This window comes from Campylobacter concisus, from assembly GCF_002913545.1.
Classification (GTDB): Bacteria; Campylobacterota; Campylobacteria; order Campylobacterales; family Campylobacteraceae; genus Campylobacter_A; species Campylobacter_A concisus_AV.
In genome coordinates this window covers 17,528-41,386 of record NZ_PPBR01000104.1, presented here as the reverse complement: position 1 = coordinate 41,386, position 23,859 = coordinate 17,528, and the positions used below count along the sequence as shown (strand labels likewise).

Here is a 23,859-nt window from a genome sequence, read left to right as displayed (position 1 = left end):
ATGAAAATAGGAAATTTTGATACAGACAAAAAGGTCTTTATAATAGCAGAGCTCTCCGCTAATCACAGCGGCAGCCTAAAAACGGCGGTAGATACGATAAAGGCAGCCAAGCGCGCTGGAGCTGACGCGATAAAGCTTCAGACATATACACCTGATAGTTTGACTCTAAATTCACACCTGGACGACTTTGTCATTAAGGGCGGACTTTGGGATGGGAGAAATTTATACGAGCTTTATCAAGAGGCGCTAACGCCAAAAGAGTGGCACGCTGAGCTTTTTAAAGTGGCAAAAGAGGAGGGGCTTGTTTGTTTTTCAAGTCCATTTTGTAAGGACGATGCCAACTTTTTAGAGCAGTTTAACCCACCAGCTTATAAGATCGCAAGCTTTGAAGTGACGGACTATGATTTTGTAGAGTTTGTAGCCAAAAAGGGTAGGCCCATCATCATCTCAACTGGCATAGCCTACGAAGAAGAAATAAGAGAGGTAGTGCAAATTTGCAAAAATGCAGGCAATAGCGACATCGCCCTTTTAAAATGCACTTCAAGCTACCCAGCACCGCTAAATGGTATGAATTTACAAACGATAGCTGATATGAGAGAGAAATTTGGCGTTGAGATTGGCTTTTCAGATCACACTTTAGGCGTGACAGCCCCAATTGTTGCGGTTAGTTTGGGCGCCAGGATAGTTGAAAAACATTTTATACTTGATAAAAGCGTAAAAAGCGTTGATAGCGCATTTAGCCTTGATGAGAGCGAATTTGCTCTTATGACAAAGTGTGTTAGAGAGGCTGAAGAGCTTTTGGGCGTGGTAAACTACGAGCTAGATGAAAAAGCGGTTTTAAACAGGAGATTTTCACGCTCGCTTTATGCAAGCGCAGATATAAAAAAAGGTGAAATTTTTAGCGAGCAAAATATAAGGAGCGTGCGTCCAGGGTACGGCCTGCACCCTAAATTTTTAAAAGAGCTGATCGGCAAAAAAGCAAAAAGAGATATAAAATTTAGCGAGAGGATAACAAAGGAGGATCTAATATGAGTGATGAAAACAAAGTTTATAAACTAGATGATCTCGAGGTGCATAAAAACAAAAAACGTAAAAAGATAGATGAGGCGAAGCAAAAAGTACTTGAAAGTAAGATGACAAATATACAAAATCCTATCTTTCAAAAAAACCTCCAAGCGCTCTTTCAACAAGATGAAATTTTAGCTGCTAAGCTTTGGGGTATGGAGACAGCAAAGGACTTTGATATCTTTGTTGGTAAAGATCCGATAGATATAAATTTGATAAATAATAAAACCTTAAAATATGTCTATGAAAGCCCAGTAAATGACACGCTTGTCTCTCTTGAAAATTTAGAAAAAGAGTATAAAAGATATCCGATGATGTTTTTTTATGGTCTTGGAAATGGCATCTTATATAAAGCCCTTTTAAAAAATGAAACTCACAAAAAGATAGTAGTTATCGAGCCAGAGATAGATATCATCTATGCCACTCTTAACGTTGTCGATCTAAGCAGTGAGCTACTTAGCCATAGGCTTGTCTTATTTTATTCAGAATTTGCAAGCTATACGCAGTTTTATTTTTTAATAACCGTTCCAGAATTTACATCTTACGCAAAGACTTACGATCTTCACATCCACTCACCATTTTACGAAAGTTATAGTGAAGATATCTTAAGGATAAACTCAGACTTTGCAAAGGCTATCTCTCAAATGGTAGTGGCTCATGGCAATAGTATCGATGATATGCTTATAGGCATCAAACATCACATACAAAATATTCCGATCATGCTTGAAAACTATTGCTATACGCAACTTGTTTTAAAGCGTTATGAACTAAATAAAACAGCTATCATCGTAGCAACTGGGCCAAGCTTAGATAAGCAGCTTGATATACTTAAAAAATTTGTGCCTTATGCTACTATCATAAGCCTTGATGCTTCGTATCCTATACTAAAAAAACACGGCATCGTGCCTGATTATGTGACATCTATCGAAAGAGTTGAGGCTACATCAACATTCTTTAGTACTCGTGATAAAGAATTTGACAAAGATATCTACTTTGTCGTAGCCTCTTTAACGCATCCTCAAACTATAAAAAATATCTTGCCAAGGCGTCTTGTTCTTACTATGAGACCGCAGCAAAGCGAAATCGCTTTTAATATGAAAAAATATGGCTACTTAGGGATCGGTCACTCAACAGCCAATCAAGCATTTCAGCTAGCTTATGCATTAGGTCATAAAAATATAGTTCTGATCGGACAAGACTTAGCCTTTGCACCAGATGGTAAGAGTCATGCCACAGGACATGCCTTTGCTCAGGCTGATGAGTACTTATATGTAAAGGCTTACGGAGGAGAGGGCGAAGTTAGGACTACTTATATCTGGGATAAATTTAAAAACCAGTATGAAAAAGATATAGAACAGTCTTCTAAAGAGGGATATGTCACATATAACTGCACTGAGGGTGGAGCTAGGATAGAAGGGAGTATCGAAAAACCATTTTTAGAGACTATGAATGAGCTTTGTAAGGATAAAATACCTAAAAAAGAGCCAAATATCTCTAAAATTTCAGAAAAGCAAAGAAGCAAGGATTTGTTAAAAGCATATACCTATATAGCCAAAAAAGTTAAAACGCAAAAAGAGGCTAAGAAAAAGATAGAAGAGGTATTTTTAGAGCTAGTGCCGAAGATAGATGAGCTAATAGCAAAAAAAGAGGCAGGTGAAGTTAGCGAAAAGATGTTTTCTAAACTTGTTAAAATAACTTCTAAACTAGATAAGCTAAAAACATATATGAGTTATAAAAAACATAAATTATTTTTAGATAACATTCTTCAAATTTCTATATATTTTCAAGAGCTTGAGCTTGCTAAAATTTCAGTAGCTCCTAGCGATACTAAGATTCAAAAAGTAAATAAACTACTTGAATGGGTTGAGATGCATAAATACTGGATGTTCTCTGCAGCAGGTGGACTAAATGCTGATATAGAAGTAACGAAAAAAGCTTCAAAGCCACTTGTTGCAGAGCTTAAAAAAAGAAAGTTAATAACTAAAAACGACATAGGAAGCGTAAAAGAGAATTTTACGCTAAGTATATAAACTAGTTTGCAAGTAAAATTTCTTTTACTTGCAAATTTATTTATCTAATGTACTAGCTTTTAAATTTCACAATATCTAAATTTAAAAATGTAAACTCTTTAACCATACTAGCTAAAAAGGTTCATCTTATGTATTAATTATTATTATTATTTTATTTGTAGTAGATATAAAACCCCAAAGACTAGCTTTGGGGCTGGGGGTTTGCGTATTGTAAAAGCATTAACACGTTTAAGGCTTTGCTACTGCTACAAAGCCTTATTTAAAACTTCACTCAGCTCCTACTATTGTAGTAGCTTCATTACGTTTTGTTGAACGCTGTTTGCTTGACTCATAGCATAAGCACCTGATTGAGCTAGGATGTTATGTTTTGAGAAGTTAGCAGACTCGCTAGCAAAATCTACGTCCCTGATTTGTGATTCTGCTGATTTTACGTTAACTTGAGTTACGGTTATGTTATTAACTGTAGCTTGAAGTTGGTTTTGAACTGAACCAAGGTCTGAACGAACTTGATCAAGTGTTTTTTGAGCTGACTCAGCGATACTCATAACAGCCATCGCACCGCGAAGTGTCATAACACCTGCAGATTGATTTGATGTCATAGCAGCTTTGCTCATTCTTTGGAAGCCCATAGCAGCAGCTACAGTCTTATCTATTTGACCTCTAACATCTCTTAGAGAAACAGATACTTGAGCGCCACCGTTGCCGTTACCATCAGCACTAAATGCTTTAGAGAAGCCGTTTGCTGCAGCACCGCCTTGGACCTTGATGTCACGACCATCAAGACGAACTAGGTTTATTCTGCCTATAAAGCCTGATTTATCTTTAGCGCCGATAACTTTATCTATGTCAGCACCTTGGAAACTCATCGCACGTCCATCACGGCTTGTTAGAACCATCCTACCTTCAGTATTTACTGAAGCCTCAACACCAGTTTGATCTTTAACAGCATTGATAGCGTTTACTAGTGCGCCGTTGCTATCGTTTTCTTTTACTTCAAGGTCGCCGATTTTAACGCCATTGATAATAAAACTTTTAATAGATGCTGCAGCTATTGCTTTTGACATAACTCTTGTTACGTCAAATGTAGCTCTAACGCCAGTTTTATCTGCAACTTTGTTGATATTCTCAGCTATAGCGCCGACACCTTTGCCAAGGCCAGTTGAGATAGTAGCAGCTGCGATCTTAACATCGTTTACACCATCGACGTTTTTAAATGTCAATGTGACTTTTTCCATCTTATCTAGAAGTTTTGAACTCTCAAAACGTGTAAGACCGATCTTGTCAGATGTAGTCGCACCAATACTTGCTTTAACAGTTTGGTTTGAATAAGCACCTATTTGGAACTCTTTATTAGAGAATGTTCCGTTTAGTAGTTGCTGACCGTTAAATGAAGTAGTGTTACCGATATTGTCAAGCTCCTCCATTAGACGAACGATATCAGCTTGCAATGCTTGGCGTGATTGAGTTGTTTGGCCGTCTTGAGCTGACTGAGTAGCTTTAGTCTTGATAGTATCAAGAATTTTTAGCTGCTCGTCCATAGCTTTGTCGGCAACTTGAATGATACCAATAGCATCATTACCATTTGCAATAGCTTGACCTAGAGCTGAAGCTTGGCTTCTTAAGCTATCTGCGATAGATAGACCTGAAGCGTCATCTGCAGCTGTTTGAATTCTAAGACCAGAACTAAGTTTGTTAAGTGACTTAGATAGGTCAACGTTGTTGCTAACTGCGTTAGCGTGTGTGTTAAGTGCGTTTACGTTTGTGTTAATACGAAAACTCATTGTAAATCCTTTTAATTTTTTTAGTTACGACTTCGTGCCGCATGAAAACTATATCGTGTAATTTTTGAAAAAGTTTATAGGTTTAAATAAAAATATTTGGCTTAGTAATTTTTAGCCTTTGTATAAGACAAATGTCTTTGTAAAAAGATTATAAATTGTTAATTTGTAAAAAAGATAGAAATTTAGCTTCTATCTTTTTTTAAATTTATGCTTTATGGTTTAGCATATAAAGGCGAATGACTTGTTCGGCAGTCATCTTTAAATTTCTAATGGCATTATCTTTTCGCATAGCTTCTTCAAGGCTCATTGGCTCATTTAGTATGCAAAAATAGGCATCAATGCCGTGTTTGTGACAGTCTTTGGCGCACCTTTGCACGCTTCCAGCAAGCGCGATGACTGGCTTATGATGCCTCTTAGCTAGCTTTGCCACGCCTGTTGGGGTCTTGCCCATGGTGCTTTGAAAGTCCATGCGGCCCTCGCCAGTGATGACAAGATCAGCCTTTTTGATCTCATCTTCAAGTGCGATGGTCTGCGTGATGATCTCGATGCCAGGCTTGAGCTTTGCGCCCAAAAATGCCACAAAAGCAAAGCCGAGTCCGCCAGCTGCTCCAGCGCCCTTTTGCGTGTGAAATTTAGTGCCATTTTTCTCTTTTACAAGGCCCGCAAAGTGCTTTAGCCCATCATCAAGCTGCTTTACCATGCGTCCATTTGCACCTTTTTGTGGAGCATAGACGTAGGCTGCCCCCTTTTGTCCGTAAAGTGGATTATCCACGTCACAGGCGATTAAAAATTCGCACTCTTTTAGCTCTTTTAGCGCCTCTTCATCTGAAAACTCGCAAATTTGAGCTAGATCCTCGCCTTTGCCCTCAAGCAAAGCGCCATCTTTATCATAAAATTTAAACCCTAAAGCGCTTAGCATGCCTGTACCAGCGTCATTTGTCGCACTTCCACCGATGCCTACGATAAATTTCCTAGCGCCCTTGCTAATGGCATCTTTTATCATCTGACCAAAGCCAAAGGTGCTAGTTTTCATAGGATTTCTCTCATCAGGATTTATGAGAGTAAGTCCTGAAGCGCTTGACATCTCAAGTATGGCAAGGTCGTCTTTTAGGGCATATCTAGCTAAAATTTCAGTGCCAAGAGGGTTTTTAACAATGGTATCTATAAATTTAGCATCAAGCGCGTCAGCCATAGCCTCCACGCTGCCCTCGCCGCCGTCAGCCACTGGCTTTACGACGACGTCGCAAAAATCTTCAAGCGCTTCTTTTATAGCAAGGCCCGCCTCAAGTGAGCTTAGCGAGCCTTTTAATGAATCAATCGCAACCAAAATTCTCATAAAAGCACCAAAGATAGAATATAAACGCTGATCATACCAACAATGCCCATGATAAATGTCATCGCTGTTTGTGTGCGGTAACCTTGATCTGCGCTCATCTTACTAAAGTTTGTCACGACCCAGAAGTAGCTATCGTTTGCGTGAGATACGCACATAGCACCTGATGCTATCGCCATGACACAAAGTGCGGCTGAAATTTCACTCGTAAAGCCAAGTGTTTGCATGAGAGAGTTGTCAGCGCTAAATGCACCCATGATAGAGGCTGTCGTGATGATAGCCACGGTTGAGCTTCCTTGAGCGGTTTTTAGCACGGCTGAGATGATGAATGGGAAGAAAATTCCTATCGCTTTTATAGTTGAGGCATTTTCTTTTATGAAATTTACAAAGCCAGCCTCAGTGATGACGTTACCCAAGACGCCGCCAGCTGCGGTGATAAAAAGTATAGGGCCAGCGATCTTTAATGATTCGTTTGTTATATGGTCAAATTCTCTCATCTTTTTAGTTTCAGCTAGTAAAAATACGCAAAAGATCACGCCGATCGCAAGGGCGATGATAGGGTTACCTAAAAATAAAAATATCTTTGGCAAGAGCGCAGCTTTATCAAGCATGCCTTGTTTTGCTAAAACGTCGATCACAGAGCCAACCGCCATGAAGATGATAGGCATGATGATAGGAGCAAGGCTCAAAAATCCGCTAGGTAATGTGCCAAATTTCTTTAAAAGCTCCTCGTAGCTAGCTGTTATCGTAGCATCAGCCTCTTTGTCACTGATAGTTACGCTTTTAGCGATACTTTTTGAAAAGAAATAAACAGCTACCAAAACAGGCACTGAAACTACTGTACCCATGATGATGACAAGAAGTAAATTTCCTCCAAGGCCAAGTGTGCCAGCAGCAGCTATCGGGCCAGGAGTTGGTGGGATGAAGACGTGAGAAGCGTATAGACCGCCGCTAAGTGCTACTGACATAGCAACTGGGCTTGCTGAAATTTTCTTATAAAGCGCCTCGCGGATAGAGTTTAAGACGACAAAACCGCTATCGCAAAACACCGGTATGCCAACAACCCAGCCCATTATAAGCATGGCAAGCTCAGGGCGTCTTTGTCCGACTAGCTTTACGACCATGTCTGCTAGCTTTAGTGCAGCTCCCGTTTTTTCAAGTACTGTGCCGATGATCGTTCCAAAGATGATGACGATGCCGATGCTCTTAAATGTGCCACTAAAACCAACGCCTATCATCGCTGGGATCTTGGATAGATCGATACCTGCGACTACTGCTAGCACCAAAGATATACTCATAAGTGCCAAAAATGGATGCACCTTGAACTTTGAGATCATAACGATCATAAGGATGATTGCTATAACAAAACAAACAATCAAAGCTATACCGCTCATGAAAACTCCTTTATTGTGAGATTTTGCTAGTGATTTTAGCAAAATTTGCTTATATTTTTTCTAATATTTTTAAGTTTTTCTATTAGTTAAATTTTTTTCATTATTTATGTAAATTTTACTTCATCTGCCCAAATTTAGCCACTTTATAAGATTAAATTTTTAAGGCTATTTTAAAATAACAAAGCCAAGACCAACCTTGTCAGTGTGCCTATCATAGTCAATCAAACTCTCGCCATATCCTGTAAAATACTGCAAATAGCCATAAACGCCGCTTGAAAATATCGGAAACATATATGAAAGCTCGGCCGCACCTTTATTTGTTTTATCAAAATGTAAGTTATTTCTTAGCATTAGGCTAAAAATTTGGTCATTTAGCTTATAACTAAGCCTTAGATCTCCATGTCCGATGTAGTTTAAAATTTCTTTATTGTCGTTCTTTTCGCCGATCACGCTCCAAACTCTTGGCGAGATGGTTAAATTTCCATAGGCAAAGTCACTTTGCACATAGGCTCTATTCCAGCTTCTTGAGTTGGTGCCATCTCGTCCGTTTGACTCATGCAAAAGTCCAAATTTTAGGTTTTTCACGCCTATTTGCTCAAGGTATTTTGGAGAGGCGAAATTTAAGAAAATTTCTGGCTGATAGTTTGTCTCGCGAAATGGCGATGACTTTTTAGTGATCTGCCACCACGAAGTCTGCGTATATGCCGCTACAAGGCTCTCTCTAAGGCCAAAAACGTCGTAAAATAGCGGCTTTGCAAGGCTTATTTGAAATTTAGTCTCAACGCTCTTTCTGCTGTCGTTTGGTATATTTTTCGCATAAGTTATTGGCAAAAGGTAGTTAAATTTATAAAGCTCGATGCCAAGTGCGTTTTGTAAATTTTTATCGTTTTTATCCCTTAAAAGATCAGTCTGCTTTAGCTTCGCATCACTTGGTGCTGGCTCGCTTGCCTGCGCATTTTGCACCGCTTCTTGCTCGCCTAAAGAGCTTTTGGCTAGCTCTTTATAAATTTGCATCGCACCCTTTATATCGCCACTTTGCTCAAGCTCTTGCGCCCTTTTAAAGTCATCCGTCCTGCCTGCCATCAAAAATGTAAGGCTAAGGCTTAAAAGCAATGTAAATTTACTCATTTTTCATCTTTTCGTTTGCCATTTTGTACTCTTCTGGGAAATTTACGTTAAAAAACTGCTCTTTATCCTCAAAATTTACTATCTTGCACTTGCAGTTTTTTCGCAAAAGTCCGATTTTGTGCTCATTTTTTTTGTAAAGCTCGCGTGCAAGCGGGGCTAAGCTTGGGCTAAAAAAGCCACAAAGCGAGTGGATATGCTCATCGTCACCTGCCACGACCATCTCAAATTCATCTTTAAATTTAGCCAGCTCGCCAAGGCTTACAAGATCAAAAAATGGCATATCAGCTGGGATGATAAAGACGCTGTGATCAAAGCTTTTTAGCACGCAGTAGAGCGCTAACATCGGCGAATAATCATCACTGCTCTCATCTTTTATGAGCTTTAGTGGTGGGTTAAATTTCTCAAATTTAGAGCTTACAAAAACCTCATCAAAGACTTTGCTAAATTTAGCGACCTGATAGTGTGCGAGTGTTTCAAATCCCCCAAACGGCAGCAAGGTCTTATCCTGACCCATGCGCGAGCTCTTGCCGCCTGCTAAAATGACGCAAGTTTGCATCTTTTATCCTTTTAAATTTTAAAAATTACAAAAGTATAACCAAAATTTCTAACTCATCTTGTTTTAAATTTGTTATCACTTGACAAAGCATTGCCCTTAAATTTGCGAAAAAAGAGCATTTTGCTGCAGATAAAATTAATTTTTTTACCACGCTAATCATAAAGCTAGAAAATAACGGCTTACTTTTAAAGGAGATCACATGAGTGAAAGAAATTTACAAATTTTAGGTTGGATAGGCACGTGCTTATCGGTTGTTATGTATTTTTCATACATCCCACAAATAATGGGCAACCTTGATGGCAATAAAACGCCTTTAGTGCATCCACTAGCGGCTGCGCTAAACTGCACGATCTGGACAAGTTACGGCCTACTAAAAGCTAAAAAAGACTATCCACTTTCTGCCGCAAACTTCCCAGGCATAATCTTTGGACTTTTGGCAACTATAACAGCATTTTAATGCGCTAAAAAAGCCGGTAAATTTGCAAAAATAGCTGGATTTGCCGGTTAAATTTATTTTATACAAACTCTTCAAATTTCTGTGATATTTCAAAAAGTATTAAAAATTTAAATCAATTTTACTTGTAAAAAGAATAAAGCATCTTTTAGAAGAAACGCTTTTAAACTTTATTTGATTATATAAACAATCCTAGAGCGGCAAGATTTTAAGATAGATTTGGATGTTGTGACGAAATTTTCACACAAGATAAAACATCTAGCTTATCGAAGTGTGAAAATTTCTAACTCATTCAAAGATACTTAAAAGCTAACGCCTATAAGTCCCTTGGATCGGCAATTTTACCTGCTATCGCTGAAGCCGCCACAACAGCCGAATTAGCTAGATAAATTTCACTAGTTCTATCGCCCATACGGCCGACGAAATTTCTATTTGTAGTCGAGATGCAGCGCTCATTTGCACCTAAAATGCCCATATATCCGCCAAGACAAGCACCACAAGTTGGGTTGCTCACAACTGCGCCAGCTTCTATGAAAATGTCGATTAGCCCCTCTTTTTCAGCAGCTCTTGCGATCTTTTGCGTCGCTGGAGTGATGATGAGCCTTGTTTTGCGGGCTACTTTTTTACCTTTTAGGATTTGTGCTGCGATACGAAGGTCGCTTAGACGGCCATTTGTGCATGAGCCGATAAATGCCTGATCGATAGCTAGATCGTCGCGAACCGCCTGTCTTACGCTCTTGCCGTTGCTTGGCAAAAATGGATATGCGATGACTGGATCAAGGTTTGTGACATCTATCTCTAAAATTTTGTCGTATTTTGCGCCCTCGTCTGAGTAGAAAAATTTTGGTTTATCGCGCAAATTTTTATCTTTTAAAAACTCTTTTGTGATCTCATCAACCGCAATGATACCGCTCTTTGCGCCAGCTTCGATCGCCATGTTACACATTGAAAACCTATCATCCATCCTAAGAGTATCTATCACCTCGCCGCTAAACTCAAGCGCCTTGTAAAGTGCGCCGTCAACGCCTATTTGGCGGATGATCTCAAGGATGAGATCCTTGCCATAGACGTGCTTATCAAGCTTGCCTTTAAAGACGACTTTGATGCTCTCAGGCACTTTAAACCAGTTTTTGCCAGTGATCATCGCATAAGCTAGGTCGGTGCTGCCCATGCCGGTGCTAAATGCCCCAAGAGCGCCGTGCGTACAGGTGTGGCTATCTGCGCCGATGATGACGTCGCCTGGGATTACTAGCCCTTTTTCAGGCAAAATCGCGTGCTCGATACCCATATCTTTTTCGTCAAAATAGTTTTTAAGGTCGTGTTTATAGGCAAATTCGCGTGAAATTTTGGCTTGATTTGCGCTTAGGATGTCCTTTGTTGGGATGTAGTGGTCCATCACGATGGCAAAGCCATCTGGGTTGGCTAGCTTTTTAGCGCCACTTCGCTCAAACTGCTTGATCGAGATAGGCGTCGTGATGTCGTTGCCTATGATCATATCGATCTTGCTCTCGATGATCTCTCCTGCGCTTACCTCTTTGCCAACGTGATCTGAAAATATCTTTTCTGTGATAGTTTGTTTCATAAATTTCCTTTAAATTTTGAGGCGATTTTAACAAAAATAGCTAAATTTAAAGAAAATTCACTGAGCCAAAAGGCCCAGCAAATTTAAAATTTAACCGATGCAGTGAGCATAAACTGACGAGCATAGCCTGGCTGTATCGGTATGATATTTGCCTGCGTGCCAGTCGATGAAGATGTGTAGTAGAGCTTATCGGTTAGGTTTTTGACATTAAATGAGAAATTTGTCTCATAGCCTGCGATCTTTGTATCATAGCTGATAAAAGCGTCATAAACAACCGCGCTATTTATCTTAAATGCCGTTCCTGCTGGCACTGCAGATAAATTTGTCCTCATATAGTATGTATACCACGAGCCAAAATACCTAGCTCCACCGCCGATCCTTAGCCCTTTTGCGCCAAGATGGCTAAAGTCATAGTTAGCAAAGAGGCTTGCTTGATGCTTTGGCGTGGCTTCAAGCGGTTTGCCAACGAGTACCGCATAGGCACCACTATCTTTTCGCACATCAGTTTTAGTGTATGCATAGCTAGCGCCAAGACTTAGCCATTGCGTTACACGACCATTAAAATCAAACTCAAATCCTCTAGAGCGCGCCTCGCCAACCGGCGTACTCACGCCATCTACGGTGCGCATGATGTTTTTCTTGTTGATGTTAAAAACCGCTGCACTTGCTGTTATGCTATCGTTTTGAAATTTAGATCCAAACTTCTATACTCTTGCCCTCTTCTGGCTTTATATCACCTATGTCAGCGCCGCTGATCGCCATTTGTGGGTTGAAGCTTTGCGCGTAGTTGGTATAGCCAGACCACTCAGGCGTTAGCAGATATAAAAGCCCAGTTTGCCATGTAAATTTGCCATCTTGCTGATCTGTGCTGTTTGGTCCGCTAGTCGTGCCGCGAGCTACTTGGTCGTAGTATTCGTATCTAGCTCCTAAAGAGTAGATCAAATTTTGGGTCAAATTTATGCTATCTTGCGCGTAAAATCCGATCGTTTTTAGCTTTTGATACTGGATACTTGAGGCTCTATCAGTCGGATAGGCGACCGTGCCATAGACTGGGTTATAGATATTTATAGGGAAATTTCTTGGAGTCGTGCCAGAGCTATAGCTATTTAGCGCACCGGGTCTATAGCGGTAGTACTCCTTTGCATCGATGCCAAAGAGCAAGTTGTGCTCCAGCTCGCCTGTTTTAACATAGCCATTTAAATTTAGTGATCCTGCGTGCGTGCGGTGGATAAAGCCATCATACGCCTCGTTTCGCCTAGATGCAACGCCAGTGTTTAAATTTACATTCATTAGCCTGATGTGACCGTACTCATGACGAGACCTAGAAAAGGCATAAGCGCCCTTTAGCATCCAGTTTTCGCCGAGATTTTTCTCAAAATTTATATCAGCAGTATCAAGCTTTGTTTTAAGCTTATTAAATGGCTCGTCAAGTCGTCTTTTCTTATCTATAGGCAGTAGCTTTCCAGTGTTTGGGACGAGATACATGCCGCGGTCGATCGGATCGGTTGAGCGAGTGTGAGTGTAGGCGAAATTTATGCGGTAGTCATCGCCTTTATATGATAGCGATGGCGCAAAAAGGACGTTTTTATATTCGCCAAACTCTCTCCAATAGTCCTTTTTCATCGTATCAAATATAAATCTATACGCAAAGCCGCTCTCTGCGATCGGTCCTGTGGTGTCAAAGCCCGTGTTCCAGTAGTTGCGGTTGCCAAAACCAGCCCAAATTTCATTTGCAAAGTCATATTTTGGCTTTTTGGTTACCATGTTTATTATGCCACCTGGCTCTTGCGCACCATAAAGCAAGCTAGCTGGTCCTTTTAGCACCTCGACGCTTTCTACGGTTTTGTTAAAGCTATGCATGACGCTAGCTGGCACGCCATTTCGCATTATAGAGCCATCACGCCCACCACCAAAACCTCGCTTGATGATCGAGTCAAAAATGCCGCCTGTTGTGTTGCCATAGCTTATGCCACTCACGTTTTGAAGGCTCTCTGCTAGCGTCTCTGGCTTTTTGTCTTTTAGCTGCTGAGCCGTCACGACATTTACAGTTTGTGGTATCTCAAGGATAGGCGTGTTTGTCTTGCCAACTTCGCTAGTTGTCGCCCTATAACCATCATCAGCGCTATCTTCTACGCTAACTCCTTCTAAATTTACATCAGCGCCATTTAAGGCTGAAATCGCAAAACAAAGTGCGATACTAATGCAAAATTTACTCAAGTGATCTCCCTTAAAATTAATTATTTTAAAAATCGTTATCATTATATAAAATTGAAATTTAATTTTTTATGAATTAATTTATATTGTGTTTATAATAAGAAATGGACTTTATAAAAATTGATTTAGCTGCTTAAATAAAATGCAAAACATAAATTCTTTGTTAAAACATTTTTGCAACATTTCTGATATAATCCACGCATGAAGTACGCACATTTAGTTCAAATAGCAAGTTATCTATCGAAATTTAAAAAGATAAGCCAGGCAAAGCGCGTAAGCGACATGGCTATACTTATCGAATTTAGCGGCGAAAAGATCATCTTTGATCTAAATAAGTCAAACTCAGCGATCTACAAAGATGATGAGCTAAAAGAGGCAAAAATTTATCAAGCGCCCTTTGATAACGTCCTAAAAAAGCGCTTTAACGCCTCGCATATAAAAAGCGTCGAGTGCCTAAAAAACAATAGAATTTTAAAATTTACCTGCACGCAAAGTGGCTCATATAAAAGCGAAAATTTCATCCTTTATCTTGAATTTACAGGCCGCTTTACAAACGCCGTGATAACTGATGAAAATAACGTTATCATCGAGGCACTAAGACATATCGACAATAGCTACCGCAAGATAGAAACTGGCGAGGTTTTAAAAGAGCTGCCAGCCATCGCTATAAAAGAAAAGCCGTGCGAGCCTATAACGGACTTTGAGGCCTTTTTTAGAAGCGAAGCAGCTAGGATAAACGAGTCTAGGATAGCTGGGCTAAAAGAGGCAAAGCTTGCTAGCGTGCAAAAAAAAATAGATAGTATGAGTGAAATTTTAAACTCGCTTGAAGATAAAGATGAACTTATGAAAAAGAGTGAGGAGTTTGCAAGCTACGGCACGCTATTGCTTGCAAATTTGGCAAATTTTAAGGGCTATGAGAGAGAAATTTGCCTAAAGGATTTTGACGACAACGAGATAAAACTAACTCTTAGCGACACGCCAAAAAATAGCGCAAATGAATTTTACTCAAGATCAAAAAAGCTTCGCGCAAAAGCCCTTGGTGTGGAGATAGAAAAGAGAAATTTAAGTGAAAAGATCGAGTTTTTAGAAGGGCTAAAGTCACTTTTAAAAGAGGCAAATAGCGCTTACGAGCTTGAAATTTTAAGCCCAAAAAATAAGGCAAAACAAAGAGAGAGACACATAAAAGATGTAAGCGAAAATGCTGAAATTTTCTACGTTAGAGAGTTTAAAATTTTAGTTGGTAGAAATGAAAAAGGCAATATAAATTTACTTGATCTTGCCAAAAAAGACGACATCTGGCTTCATCTAAAAGACGCCCCAAGCGCTCACGTCATCATAAAAACGAACAAGAGCAAAGTGCCAGAAGACGTGCTAGAAATGGCTGCCAAATTTTGCGTGGAATTTAGCGTAAAAGGGGCTGGCAGATACGAGGTGGATTACACTAAACGCGAAAATTTAAGGCGCGAAAATGGCGCAAATGTCACTTACACAAACTACAAAACGATCATCATAAATAAAGGCTAAAAATGGCGGTAACACCTTTAGGAAACAGCAACTTCATCAACCAAAACGCCCCAGTCGTCTCGCAGGTGCATGCAAACCAGCAAGCACGCTTTGACATGCAAGCACTAATGGCATCTGAGCTAGCCACCCAGCAAAACGAGGAGATCAAAGAGGTGCGTCCGATGGAGGAGTCATATAAAATAGACCCTGAAAAAGAGCACGAGCGTCAAAAGAGCGAAGAAGAGTCGAGCGAGTTTGAGAATGAAGAGCAAAACGCAAAAGCCAAAGATGAAGAGAATTTGGAAGATGAAAAAGATGATGAAAGTAACATAGAAGAACATCATATGCTTGATATATCAATATAGTTAATTTAGTAGGCAAACTCTCTCTAAACTCTGCGCCTTTAACCAAATCTTATATAAATTTTTATCTATTTCTTACTAAGTGTCCAGCATGCAACTAGCTTGGCTCCATGCTTTGTTTCGTTGTAATACATACCAAATCTTTAGTTCACACAAAGCCAGTTTTATCCACAACGGTTTCCGCATTAAGAGCCTGACTTAGTGTCATCTATGGTAAATACTGCACCCTTGCCAGCATTAAATTTGGATCATCTTCTAATGTTATAATGAACTATCAACTGCATTAAATACAGCTTGATTTGCATAAGAATAAATTAGAATTTATTAGCTAAAACTAAATAAGACATAAAATACAAAAAAGTAATAATAAAAAAGATAAATATAAGAAGAATTAGGAACGCTTAGCGTTCCTTTTTAAGAGTAATTTTGTATTTTACTTTTCTATCTTCTCTTTGGCTTTACTTTTAGCCTCTTTTTTTACTTTTTCCTTCTTCTCTTTTACTTTATCTTCAGCATTGTCTTTTTTTTCTTTTACTTCGCTGCTCTTTTTACTTACTTTTTCTTTTAGCTCATCTTTTTTAGATTTTGCTTTAGCTTTTGTTTCGTCTATTTTTGTCTCGCCAGATGTTGAAATTTCTGATTTTAAATTTTCAAATGTCTTATCACCTATGCCATTTACATTTTTGAGATCTTCTATTGAGTTAAATTTATTTGCCTTTCTATACTCAATAATAGCATCTGCTTTTGAAGCACCTATACCATCTAGGCTCATTAACTCTTCTTTTGAAGCAGTATTTAAATTTACAGCTGCAAACATTGTAGAAGCTGCTACTAATAACGATAACATAACCTTTTTCATTTTTGTCCTTTTTAAGTTAGATTGGGTGCCGAGTTTAACATATTTAACATGCTAAGTCAATTTAAAATAAAAATTAATAACCTGTGCTGATTGTAAAATTATCTTTATAAATTTTATAGGTAATTAAAAAATTTAAACATGAGAAAGCAGACAAAAGTAAAAGTTTTAGATAGCTGTAATTATGTTTAGAAAGATAAATTTTTATGTCATAAAAAAAATTTTTATCTATTTTTCGCTACAATTAGACGCTTATATAAAAATTTAGGAGAATTTTCTATGAAAAAAGAAGATATAAAAGAGCTTATCGAATTTTTTAATGGTATGGAGATGAATCATATCAAGATAAAAAGTGGTGATTTTGAGGTCGAGGTAGAGAAATTTGCTGATTATTGCGCGCCTGCGAAGCCAGCGGCACAAGCAGCAGCTCCAGCGCCAACACCTGTAAATGTTGTCGTTAGCTCAGAGGTAAAACCAGCTGCAAATTCGCCAAAAGATAGCATAAAATCTCCTATGGTAGGTACTTTCTACGCTGCTCCAAGCCCAGGTGCTGCACCATTTGTAAAAGTAGGTCAAAGAGTGAGAAAAGGCGATGTAGTGGGCATCATCGAAGCTATGAAGATCATGAACGAGATCGAGGCTGAGTTTGACTGCCAGATCACTGAGATGCTAGTCTCTGACGGACAGCCAGTTGAGTTTGGATTGCCGTTATTTGGCGTGGAGAAAAATTAATGGAATTAAAAAGAATTTTAATCGCAAACCGCGGTGAGATCGCTCTTCGTGCTTTGCGAACGATAAAGGAGATGGGTAAAGAAGCCGTTGTAGTTTATTCAACCGCTGACAAAGACGCACTTTACGTAAAATACGCCGACGTGGCCATCTGCATCGGTAAAGAGCGCTCAAGCGATAGCTACCTAAATATCCCAGCTATCATAAGCGCAGCTGAGATCAGCGAAGCAGACGCTATCTTCCCAGGTTATGGCTTTTTAAGTGAAAATCAAAATTTTGTTGAAATTTGCTCACACCACAAGATCAAATTCATTGGACCAAGCGTTGCTGCGATGGCTTTGATGAGCGATAAGAGCAAGGCAAAACAGGTCATGCAAAGAGCTGGCGTGCCAGTCATCCCTGGCTCAGACGGCGCTGTGGCTGATACAAAAGCTGCAAAAGAGCTAGCTAAAAAGATCGGCTATCCTGTCATTTTAAAAGCTGCGGCAGGCGGCGGCGGACGCGGTATGCGCGTGGTTGAAAAAGAGGCTGATTTAGAAAAAGCGTTTTGGTCGGCTGAGAGTGAGGCGATGAGTGCATTTGGCGATGGCACGATGTATATGGAAAAATATATCTTAAACCCACGACATATCGAGGTTCAAATCATCGGCGATAGCCACGGCAACGTGCTTCACATAGGTGAGCGCGACTGCTCTATGCAGCGCCGTCACCAAAAGCTGATCGAAGAGAGCCCAGCTATCTTGCTTGATGAAAAAACAAGAGAGAGGCTACATGAAACTGCCATAAAAGCTGCAAAAGCGATCGGCTACGAGGGAGCAGGTACGTTTGAGTTTTTGGTTGATAAAAATTTAGACTTTTACTTCATCGAGATGAACACAAGGCTCCAAGTCGAGCATACTGTAAGCGAAATGGTAAGTGGGCTTGATATCATCGAGCTTATGATAAAAGTGGCTGAGGGTGAAAAGCTACCGTCACAAAAGAGCATCGAGCTAAAAGGCCATGCGATCGAGTGCAGGATCACAGCCGAGGATCCAAACACCTTCACTCCGTGTCCTGGCAAGATCACAAAATATGTCTGCCCAGGTGGCCGCAACGTGAGAATGGATAGCCACATCTACCAAGACTACTCTATACCGCCGTATTACGACAGTATGATCGGCAAGCTCGTTGTTTGGGACACTGATAGAAACAGAGCCATCCACAAGATGAAAGTAGCTCTTGATCAGCTCATAATAAGCGGCATCAAAACAACAAAAGACTTTCACATCGCCATGATGGAAAACAAAGACTTTTTAAGCAACAACTACGATACAAACTATCTTTCAAGACATTAAAACTAAATTTTAAACCATTGCCTTTTGGCTTTGGTTTAAAATTTCATATTCAAATTTATCTTATAGATAAGCCAAATTTTAGGGATTGAACTATTTTAAGAGAAATTTAGCCAGATTGTAACTACAAAATGCAATAAAGACTAAAAATTTATCTAAATTTATTAGTAGCAACTAAGTTTTGTGATATTCATACCATTTTTAAAATATGGCGGATAGGGCATAGTCACGGTAAATGGCACTGCTTTTTGCTTTGGTAAATTTTGAGCTACGTCAAATTTATATGCAACAGTATTTGGCTTCTCGTCCTCATCGCCTCCAATAAACCATGAGAAAAATGAGAGTCCACTTGGTTTAAAAAATGCCTCGCCACCAAGATCGTTTTTATTTAGCGGTTGATTAATAAGCTTAATTGTAAGGGTGCATTTGCTAATGGTAAATTTGCCGACATTTCTTACTTGACCTCTAAAGACGATGCTTTCATTTCTTAATACTCGCTCGCTTTTTACGCCTTCGACTATGCCTTTTTTGGTGTATTTATCAAGAACTAGCATCAAAAAAATGGCAAGCGTGGTTGAGACCAAAATGTTTGTAAAAAGTAGTGATAAAAATAGCTTTCGCTCAGCTCTAAGTGAGAGCACAAGAAATAAAATAGAAAGTAGTGCGATCACGAAAAGCACAATGATATGAACGATGGTAAAGTAGGCTGAACTCATCAAAAACACTCCGCTTTTTTGGTGATATTGTAGTCAATGAAGGCAAAGTCATTGACAAATTCTCTTATCTGCTTGCTCTGCTTTGGCAAAAGCGCTTCATTTAAAATGATACGTTTTTTAGCAAAAGGGTTTAGTGAATTTAGAAAATTTCTCGTGCTTTGCTTTGAACCAAGATAGAAGCCAAGCTCGATTTTGCAAACGTTTAATGTGTAGTTTGAGTTATTTGTGATGTTAAAATCAACCATCAACGCATCGACATATTGAAGCTGTTTTGTGTTTATTTTGCTTATGCTAACTGGTCTTAGATTTTCATTTATATATTTGTTTGCGTAGTAGTTACCTGCGAAAAGTCCCAAAAAACCAGCTAGGATAAATAAAAATCCTATCTGCCACCATGATTTTATCGCGACGAAAATTCCTAAAAGCACGATAAATATAAAGGCTAAAAACACCCAACCATAGGCTAGAAAGTCGATAAGTTTGGCGTTTTGAAGTATGAAAAGTATGTTATGCTTGATGCTATTTAACATCTCGCGATCTTTTTTCTTCGATGCCACTCATGCCAAAACGCCTTGCAAGCTCGTTTTTGACGGCATCTGGATGTATGTTGTGGGCTGAAAGTGCCACAAGTGCGTGAAAGCAAAGATCGGCTGCTTCATAGATGAGGTCATTTTTTGCTTTTTGCTCATCTTGTTTTATCTGCTTGGCAAAACTAAGCTCTTTTGCCGCCATGACAAGCTCTGTAGCCTCTTCGCCAACTTTTTTTAGAATTTGATTTTCACCCTTTTTAAAAAGACTTGCCACGTATGAAGTTTGCGGATCTGCATTTAGTTTTCTATCTTCTATAACGTGATAAAGCTCGTCAATGACGCCGTAACTTGGCTTTTTAACCTCGCTTTTTTCATCTGAAATTTCTAAATTTTCTAAATTTATCTCGTTAAAAAAGCAAGACCTTGCCCCAGTGTGACAAGCAGCGCCTCCATTTTGAACGACTTTTAAAAGCAAAGTGTCGTTGTCGCAGTCTAAAAACGCAGCCTTGATCTCTTGCGTGTTGCCACTCTCTTCGCCTTTTTTCCAAATTCTATTTTTAGTGCGTGAAAAGTAGTGAGCGTAGCGGCTAGATAGACTTAAATTTAGTGCTTCTTCGTTCATATAAGCAAGCATCAAAACCTCGTTTGTAGCGTGATCGCAAACCACCACCGGGAGCAATCCACCAACCTTTTGCCAGTCTATACTTTTTGCTACGCTATTCATTTTTACCTTTCACTAACCGAGCTAGCTTTTGCCCTATCTTTTGCATCTAGCCAGATATTTGGCACAGCTCCGCCAGGTGTTAAGAAAATTTTGGCATCTTTGTTCTCTTTAAGAGCGTCGTTAAATCTATTTTGCGTCTCGATCTGTTTTAAATTTAATAAATTTTGATCGACACTTTTTGCGATCTCTTTGTTTGCATACGCAGTCGCATCAGCCTCGATCTTGATAGCATCAGCCTTACCTTTTGCTTCAATGATCGCAGCTTTAGCGGTACCTTCTGCAAGTGCAGCTTGTTTTAAGGCTTCTTGATTTGCTCTTTCTACTTCGTATTTTGTTCTCTCGGCCTCTTGTTTTGCGATTTGGACGCGCTCGATCTGCTCTTTTACCTTTGAAGGCAAGATGATCTCACGAAGCTGCACGGTTAGGAGCTCGACTGGCTTGTTTGGCTGAGAGTCGATGTCTTTTCTTATGCCCTCATCTATCTGCCTTGCTAGGTCGTTTCTCTTAGTTGGTAGCTCTTCGGCTGTGTATTTACCAGCGATGCTACGAACCACGTCGCGCACGACAGGATCAACTATCTTGCTCTCCCAGCTAAGACCCCAAGAGGCGATAGTTTGTGGTGCATTTTCTGGATTTAGACGGTATTGCACGGTGATATCGATGCTAACTGGTAAATTTCTAGCATCCAAAACTGAGATAGAGTTTTTGCGTAAAATTCCAGCTCCTTGATAAGACTTTTGCAAGCTCTCGCCCATATCTTCGCCTGAAGTGTAGTTGATGATCCTAACTCTAGTATCAACTACGATGATGTTTTGGATAAATGGTAAAAAGAAGTGAAATCCTGGTTGCAAAGGATTTGGCTCGTATTTACCCGCTGTGGCTTTGATGCCGACCTCGCCTGAGTGTATCACTTTAAATGGCTGAGTGATAGCAAGGATCGCGATAATGGCGATTATGATGTAGGCTAGCGCACCAAATTTACCAAAGCCGCTTGGTATATTTGGCATTTTAAAATCCTTTTTAAAAGGTGACTCTTTGTCGTTATTTTGACCTGAGCCCCTGTTGTCATTACCTGGCTTTTTTTTGTTGAAATAATCATTTAAATCAGCGGGCATTTCGTTCCTTTAAATCTTAAATATATGTTAAAAATGATTCGTATTTTTTGTTTAGACCATAAACTACGTCAAAGTAAGCTTTTTGTAGTCTCTTTGTCACTTCGCCTCTAGCACCGTTGCCGATGATGCGGTTATCTATGCTGTTTATCGGAGTTACTTCAGCTGCAGTGCCAGTGAAAAATGCCTCGTCAGCTGTGTATGCTTGATCCCTTGTGATGCGCTCTCTTCTTACTTCGATGTCAAGATCTTGAGCTAGTCTTATCACCGTATCTTGAGTGATGCTAAGTAGGCTGTTGTCGTTTGGTGGAGTGATCAATGCACCATTTTCAACGATAAAAAAGCACTCGCCTGGACCTTCAGCCACAAAGCCCTCGCTGTCAAGAAGCAGCGCCTCGTCGTATCCAGCCTCTTTTGCTTCGTAGTTTGCCATTTGTGAGCTTAGGTAGTTTGAGCTAGCCTTTGCTCTGTTCATTTGAGCAGCAGGAGCAAGTTTAGCAAAGCTTGAAATTTTAACTCTGATGCCTTTTTCTAAGCCTTCATCGCCAAGATATGCACCCCACTCCCATGAAGCGATGGCAGTTTGAACCGGTGCTTTTGTGTGCGCTACGCCCATCACGCCGTATCCTAAAAAGATAAGTGGGCGGATATATACGTTGCTGTTATATTTATTTGCGCGAAGTAGCTCGATCTGTGCTTTTTCAAGCTCTTCTTCAGTGTAAGGCACGTTTAAAACGGTCATTTTTGCTGATCTTAAAAGTCTTTTTGTATGATCTTGAAGTCTAAAAATAGCTAGACCTTTTTTTGTTTTATAAGCTCTTGTGCCCTCAAATACGGCGTTAGCATAGTGCAAAGAGTGAGTTAGAACGTGTACTTTTGCATCGTCCCATTTAACTAATTTTCCATCCATCCAGATAAATTCTGAAGCATTCATTGTTAAACCTTTCTTTTTTCTTAGAAATTTTGGTCTGAGTTTATCTAAAATTGCTTTAAATTTATATTTCTAAGACCAAAATTTGCAGATATTACCTGCTAAAAACTACTTATCTAAAAGCTCTTGTATGATCTTTGCCATCTCATCGATTGATGAAGCTGCGTTTAAATTTATTAAGTATTTGCCACTTACTACAAAAGCTGGCACACCGCTGATACTTGCCACATCATAAGAGGCAAACCACGCATCTAAAAGCTCTTTTGCTCGGTCGCTATTTAGTGCTTTTTCGTAGTCGTCTTTGCTCACGTGAGCTGCTTTAAGGGCTAAATTTATAAATTTCTCTTTGTCTTTGCCATCACTAAAATCATCTTTTTCATCATGTCTTGCTTTATAGATCGCAAATTTTGCTTGCTTAAATTTTGACTCATCGCTTAGTAGATCAGTGCCATTTGCCTCATCTATCGATATAAGAGCGGCAAAAATTTTACTCGCGGTCTCGCCAAGCTTGCCTTTTGTGCTTAGGTGATATGGGATAAATTTCACATCTTCAAGCTTTGACATCAGCTTTTTTGTAATCGTTCGGTCAAATTTATAGCAGTGTGGGCAGTCGTAGCTAAAGACCTTAACGACCGAGTTTTTAGGCACATTAAGCGGTTTTACTAGAGTTTGATACTCCACACCTTCAGTTAGTGCTGATAAATTTAGCGCAAAAAACGCACTTAAAATTAGCATTTTTATAAGCTTCATCTTTGCTCCTTATTTTGCTAGATCAGCTAGCACTTTTGCGGCGTGGTCTTTGGCTTTTACGCTTTTATAAATTTTAACTATCTTGCCGTCTTTGCCGATCACAAAGGTGCTTCTGGTGATGCCAAGATACTCTTTGCCGTAGTTTTTCTTGACCTGCCAAACGCCATAAAGCTTTGAAATTTCTTTATCCTCATCGCTTAAGAGGATGTGCTTTAAATTTTGCTTTGCGATAAAGCCCGCATGCGACTTCACGCTATCTGGGCTAACGCCGATGATGACAGTATCATTTTTGATGAACTGATCGTAGTTTGCGCTAAATTCGCAAGCTTCAGTCGTGCAGCCTGGAGTGTTGTCCTTTGGGTAGAAGTAAAGCACCACGTTTTTGCCTATAAAGTCCTTTAGCGCGACCTTTACGCCGTCTTGATTTAGCGCTTCAAACTCTGGCGCCTTGTCGCCAACCTCAAGCGTTATCTTTCTCTCAATGTCTGCTTTGCTAAATTCGCTCATTTCATCCCCTTTCTTTTGTCCTCTACGCTCTCGCCGCCTACGCCGATATTGCCAGCGTCGTGAGTTTCGATAAAGATCATAACCGCCTCTTTTTTCTTGCCAAGCACTCTTACAAGCGTCTCGGTTACTTCTTTAAAAACTTGATCTTTTTGCTCTTTTGTAGGCTCTGGGCCCGCTATTTTTATATTAACATAAGGCATTTTTGCTCCTTTTTTAAGATGCAAAATATTAGCCAAAATGAGTGAAATTTCAGATTAAAGCCGTTATTTAA

24 protein-coding genes are annotated in these 23,859 nt (G+C 39.6%); 7 read left to right on the top strand and 17 right to left on the bottom strand.

Annotation, left to right across the window (positions count from 1 at the left end):
• Together pseI and CYP05_RS06930 are read left to right on the top strand one after the other, a co-directional pair.
• Nucleotides 1-1,032 carry a pseudaminic acid synthase gene (gene pseI, locus CYP05_RS06935; protein ID WP_103642420.1) on the top strand — a complete coding sequence of 344 codons (1,032 nt, stop codon included), beginning with the start codon at nucleotides 1-3 and terminating at the stop codon, nucleotides 1,030-1,032.
• Nucleotides 1,029-3,095, top strand: a complete 2,067-nt coding sequence (locus CYP05_RS06930) for a motility associated factor glycosyltransferase family protein (RefSeq protein ID WP_103642419.1) — start codon at nucleotides 1,029-1,031, stop codon at nucleotides 3,093-3,095. The genes pseI and CYP05_RS06930 overlap by 4 nt, the downstream gene beginning before the upstream one ends.
• A gap of 281 nt (nucleotides 3,096-3,376) precedes the next feature.
• On the opposite strand, the gene CYP05_RS06925 is transcribed toward CYP05_RS06930, so the two are convergent.
• The 5 genes from CYP05_RS06925 to mobA all read right to left on the bottom strand — a co-directional run bounded on the left by CYP05_RS06925 (nucleotide 3,377) and on the right by mobA (nucleotide 9,287).
• Nucleotides 3,377-4,876, bottom strand: a complete 1,500-nt coding sequence (locus CYP05_RS06925; protein ID WP_021084121.1) for a flagellin B — start codon at nucleotides 4,874-4,876, stop codon at nucleotides 3,377-3,379.
• A gap of 205 nt (nucleotides 4,877-5,081) precedes the next feature.
• The gene (locus CYP05_RS06920) at nucleotides 5,082-6,212 is read right to left on the bottom strand and encodes a glycerate kinase family protein (RefSeq protein ID WP_103642418.1); all 1,131 of its coding nucleotides are present in this window, start codon (nucleotides 6,210-6,212) and stop codon (nucleotides 5,082-5,084) included.
• Nucleotides 6,209-7,603 carry a GntP family permease gene (locus CYP05_RS06915; RefSeq protein ID WP_103642417.1) on the bottom strand — a complete coding sequence of 465 codons (1,395 nt, stop codon included), beginning with the start codon at nucleotides 7,601-7,603 and terminating at the stop codon, nucleotides 6,209-6,211. The genes CYP05_RS06920 and CYP05_RS06915 overlap by 4 nt, the downstream gene beginning before the upstream one ends.
• Before the next feature lie 165 nt (nucleotides 7,604-7,768).
• A complete protein-coding gene (locus CYP05_RS06910) occupies nucleotides 7,769-8,731 on the bottom strand; it encodes a phospholipase A (RefSeq protein ID WP_103642416.1) in 963 nt (320 codons plus the stop codon).
• Complete coding sequence (mobA, locus tag CYP05_RS06905) at nucleotides 8,724-9,287, bottom strand: molybdenum cofactor guanylyltransferase (RefSeq protein ID WP_103642415.1); 564 nt, start codon at nucleotides 9,285-9,287, stop codon at nucleotides 8,724-8,726. Before mobA ends, CYP05_RS06910 begins: the two co-directional genes overlap by 8 nt.
• Before the next feature lie 199 nt (nucleotides 9,288-9,486).
• On the opposite strand from mobA, the gene CYP05_RS06900 reads away from it, so the two are divergent.
• Entirely contained in the window at nucleotides 9,487-9,744 is a 258-nt protein-coding gene (locus tag CYP05_RS06900) for a SemiSWEET family transporter (RefSeq protein WP_103642414.1), read from the top strand.
• A gap of 313 nt (nucleotides 9,745-10,057) precedes the next feature.
• Here CYP05_RS06900 and leuC read toward each other — a convergent pair whose 3' ends face one another.
• The 3 genes from leuC to CYP05_RS06890 form a co-directional block, all read right to left on the bottom strand.
• Nucleotides 10,058-11,323 carry a 3-isopropylmalate dehydratase large subunit gene (gene leuC / locus CYP05_RS06895; protein WP_103642413.1) on the bottom strand — a complete coding sequence of 422 codons (1,266 nt, stop codon included), beginning with the start codon at nucleotides 11,321-11,323 and terminating at the stop codon, nucleotides 10,058-10,060.
• Between the two features lie 83 nt (nucleotides 11,324-11,406).
• Nucleotides 11,407-11,970, bottom strand: coding sequence for a TonB-dependent receptor domain-containing protein (locus tag CYP05_RS10190; RefSeq protein WP_258031537.1), 564 nt, complete (start codon nucleotides 11,968-11,970; stop codon nucleotides 11,407-11,409).
• A 43-nt stretch (nucleotides 11,971-12,013) separates the two neighbouring features.
• The gene (locus tag CYP05_RS06890; RefSeq protein ID WP_258031536.1) at nucleotides 12,014-13,540 is read right to left on the bottom strand and encodes a TonB-dependent siderophore receptor; all 1,527 of its coding nucleotides are present in this window, start codon (nucleotides 13,538-13,540) and stop codon (nucleotides 12,014-12,016) included.
• A 198-nt stretch (nucleotides 13,541-13,738) separates the two neighbouring features.
• Here CYP05_RS06890 and CYP05_RS06885 point away from each other — a divergent pair, with 198 nt between their 5' ends.
• Nucleotides 13,739-15,061, top strand: coding sequence for an NFACT RNA binding domain-containing protein (locus tag CYP05_RS06885; protein WP_103642412.1), 1,323 nt, complete (start codon nucleotides 13,739-13,741; stop codon nucleotides 15,059-15,061).
• Nucleotides 15,062-15,063: 2 nt separating this feature from the next.
• Entirely contained in the window at nucleotides 15,064-15,405 is a 342-nt protein-coding gene (locus tag CYP05_RS06880; protein WP_103642411.1) for a hypothetical protein, read from the top strand.
• A 430-nt stretch (nucleotides 15,406-15,835) separates the two neighbouring features.
• Here CYP05_RS06880 and CYP05_RS10370 read toward each other — a convergent pair whose 3' ends face one another.
• Nucleotides 15,836-16,261, bottom strand: coding sequence for a ComEA family DNA-binding protein (locus tag CYP05_RS10370; protein ID WP_009295396.1), 426 nt, complete (start codon nucleotides 16,259-16,261; stop codon nucleotides 15,836-15,838).
• A 276-nt stretch (nucleotides 16,262-16,537) separates the two neighbouring features.
• On the opposite strand from CYP05_RS10370, the gene accB reads away from it, so the two are divergent.
• Nucleotides 16,538-16,990 carry an acetyl-CoA carboxylase biotin carboxyl carrier protein gene (gene accB, locus CYP05_RS06870; RefSeq protein ID WP_002940019.1) on the top strand — a complete coding sequence of 151 codons (453 nt, stop codon included), beginning with the start codon at nucleotides 16,538-16,540 and terminating at the stop codon, nucleotides 16,988-16,990.
• Nucleotides 16,990-18,321 (top strand): acetyl-CoA carboxylase biotin carboxylase subunit, encoded by a 1,332-nt coding sequence (locus tag CYP05_RS06865; protein ID WP_004317853.1) that lies wholly within the window; start codon nucleotides 16,990-16,992, stop codon nucleotides 18,319-18,321. Before accB ends, CYP05_RS06865 begins: the two co-directional genes overlap by 1 nt.
• Nucleotides 18,322-18,482: 161 nt before the next feature.
• Here the strand turns inward: CYP05_RS06865 and CYP05_RS06860 are convergent, their stop codons facing one another.
• The 8 genes from CYP05_RS06860 to CYP05_RS06825 all read right to left on the bottom strand — a co-directional run bounded on the left by CYP05_RS06860 (nucleotide 18,483) and on the right by CYP05_RS06825 (nucleotide 23,788).
• On the bottom strand, nucleotides 18,483-19,034 hold the full coding sequence (locus CYP05_RS06860) for a DUF2393 family protein (protein WP_103642410.1): 552 nt from the start codon (nucleotides 19,032-19,034) through the stop codon (nucleotides 18,483-18,485).
• Nucleotides 19,034-19,564: a DUF2393 family protein gene (locus CYP05_RS06855; protein ID WP_009295394.1), complete on the bottom strand. Its 531-nt coding sequence runs from the start codon at nucleotides 19,562-19,564 to the stop codon at nucleotides 19,034-19,036. The genes CYP05_RS06860 and CYP05_RS06855 overlap by 1 nt, the downstream gene beginning before the upstream one ends.
• Complete coding sequence (hisIE, locus tag CYP05_RS06850; RefSeq protein WP_103581105.1) at nucleotides 19,554-20,288, bottom strand: bifunctional phosphoribosyl-AMP cyclohydrolase/phosphoribosyl-ATP diphosphatase HisIE; 735 nt, start codon at nucleotides 20,286-20,288, stop codon at nucleotides 19,554-19,556. The genes CYP05_RS06855 and hisIE overlap by 11 nt, the downstream gene beginning before the upstream one ends.
• A gap of 2 nt (nucleotides 20,289-20,290) precedes the next feature.
• Nucleotides 20,291-21,403 carry a prohibitin family protein gene (locus tag CYP05_RS06845; protein ID WP_103642409.1) on the bottom strand — a complete coding sequence of 371 codons (1,113 nt, stop codon included), beginning with the start codon at nucleotides 21,401-21,403 and terminating at the stop codon, nucleotides 20,291-20,293.
• A gap of 16 nt (nucleotides 21,404-21,419) precedes the next feature.
• Entirely contained in the window at nucleotides 21,420-22,334 is a 915-nt protein-coding gene (locus CYP05_RS06840; protein ID WP_103642408.1) for a branched-chain amino acid transaminase, read from the bottom strand.
• 105 nt (nucleotides 22,335-22,439) lie between these two features.
• On the bottom strand, nucleotides 22,440-23,081 hold the full coding sequence (locus CYP05_RS06835) for a thiol:disulfide interchange protein DsbA/DsbL (protein WP_103642407.1): 642 nt from the start codon (nucleotides 23,079-23,081) through the stop codon (nucleotides 22,440-22,442).
• Nucleotides 23,082-23,090: 9 nt separating this feature from the next.
• The gene (gene bcp, locus CYP05_RS06830) at nucleotides 23,091-23,588 is read right to left on the bottom strand and encodes a thioredoxin-dependent thiol peroxidase (protein ID WP_103642406.1); all 498 of its coding nucleotides are present in this window, start codon (nucleotides 23,586-23,588) and stop codon (nucleotides 23,091-23,093) included.
• Complete coding sequence (locus tag CYP05_RS06825) at nucleotides 23,585-23,788, bottom strand: tautomerase family protein (RefSeq protein WP_009295389.1); 204 nt, start codon at nucleotides 23,786-23,788, stop codon at nucleotides 23,585-23,587. Before CYP05_RS06825 ends, bcp begins: the two co-directional genes overlap by 4 nt.
• Nucleotides 23,789-23,859 lie beyond the last annotated feature (71 nt).

Excerpts from the sequence above, each read along its gene's own strand:
- accB (WP_002940019.1), top strand. The coding sequence starts at position 16,538 with ATGAAAAAAGAAGATATAAAAGAGCTTATCGAATTTTTTAATGGTATG.
- CYP05_RS06865 (WP_004317853.1), top strand. The coding sequence starts at position 16,990 with ATGGAATTAAAAAGAATTTTAATCGCAAACCGCGGTGAGATCGCTCTT.
- CYP05_RS06845 (WP_103642409.1), bottom strand. The coding sequence starts at position 21,403 with ATGCCCGCTGATTTAAATGATTATTTCAACAAAAAAAAGCCAGGTAAT.
- CYP05_RS06910 (WP_103642416.1), bottom strand. The coding sequence starts at position 8,731 with ATGAGTAAATTTACATTGCTTTTAAGCCTTAGCCTTACATTTTTGATG.
- CYP05_RS06915 (WP_103642417.1), bottom strand. The coding sequence starts at position 7,603 with ATGAGCGGTATAGCTTTGATTGTTTGTTTTGTTATAGCAATCATCCTT.
- CYP05_RS06900 (WP_103642414.1), top strand. The coding sequence starts at position 9,487 with ATGAGTGAAAGAAATTTACAAATTTTAGGTTGGATAGGCACGTGCTTA.
- mobA (WP_103642415.1), bottom strand. The coding sequence starts at position 9,287 with ATGCAAACTTGCGTCATTTTAGCAGGCGGCAAGAGCTCGCGCATGGGT.
- CYP05_RS06855 (WP_009295394.1), bottom strand. The coding sequence starts at position 19,564 with ATGTTAAATAGCATCAAGCATAACATACTTTTCATACTTCAAAACGCC.
- hisIE (WP_103581105.1), bottom strand. The coding sequence starts at position 20,288 with ATGAATAGCGTAGCAAAAAGTATAGACTGGCAAAAGGTTGGTGGATTG.
- CYP05_RS06925 (WP_021084121.1), bottom strand. The coding sequence starts at position 4,876 with ATGAGTTTTCGTATTAACACAAACGTAAACGCACTTAACACACACGCT.
- CYP05_RS06880 (WP_103642411.1), top strand. The coding sequence starts at position 15,064 with ATGGCGGTAACACCTTTAGGAAACAGCAACTTCATCAACCAAAACGCC.
- CYP05_RS06860 (WP_103642410.1), bottom strand. The coding sequence starts at position 19,034 with ATGAGTTCAGCCTACTTTACCATCGTTCATATCATTGTGCTTTTCGTG.
- CYP05_RS06930 (WP_103642419.1), top strand. The coding sequence starts at position 1,029 with ATGAGTGATGAAAACAAAGTTTATAAACTAGATGATCTCGAGGTGCAT.
- pseI (WP_103642420.1), top strand. The coding sequence starts at position 1 with ATGAAAATAGGAAATTTTGATACAGACAAAAAGGTCTTTATAATAGCA.
- bcp (WP_103642406.1), bottom strand. The coding sequence starts at position 23,588 with ATGAGCGAATTTAGCAAAGCAGACATTGAGAGAAAGATAACGCTTGAG.
- leuC (WP_103642413.1), bottom strand. The coding sequence starts at position 11,323 with ATGAAACAAACTATCACAGAAAAGATATTTTCAGATCACGTTGGCAAA.
- CYP05_RS06825 (WP_009295389.1), bottom strand. The coding sequence starts at position 23,788 with ATGCCTTATGTTAATATAAAAATAGCGGGCCCAGAGCCTACAAAAGAG.
- CYP05_RS06840 (WP_103642408.1), bottom strand. The coding sequence starts at position 22,334 with ATGAATGCTTCAGAATTTATCTGGATGGATGGAAAATTAGTTAAATGG.
- CYP05_RS10370 (WP_009295396.1), bottom strand. The coding sequence starts at position 16,261 with ATGAAAAAGGTTATGTTATCGTTATTAGTAGCAGCTTCTACAATGTTT.
- CYP05_RS06835 (WP_103642407.1), bottom strand. The coding sequence starts at position 23,081 with ATGAAGCTTATAAAAATGCTAATTTTAAGTGCGTTTTTTGCGCTAAAT.
- CYP05_RS06885 (WP_103642412.1), top strand. The coding sequence starts at position 13,739 with ATGAAGTACGCACATTTAGTTCAAATAGCAAGTTATCTATCGAAATTT.
- CYP05_RS06920 (WP_103642418.1), bottom strand. The coding sequence starts at position 6,212 with ATGAGAATTTTGGTTGCGATTGATTCATTAAAAGGCTCGCTAAGCTCA.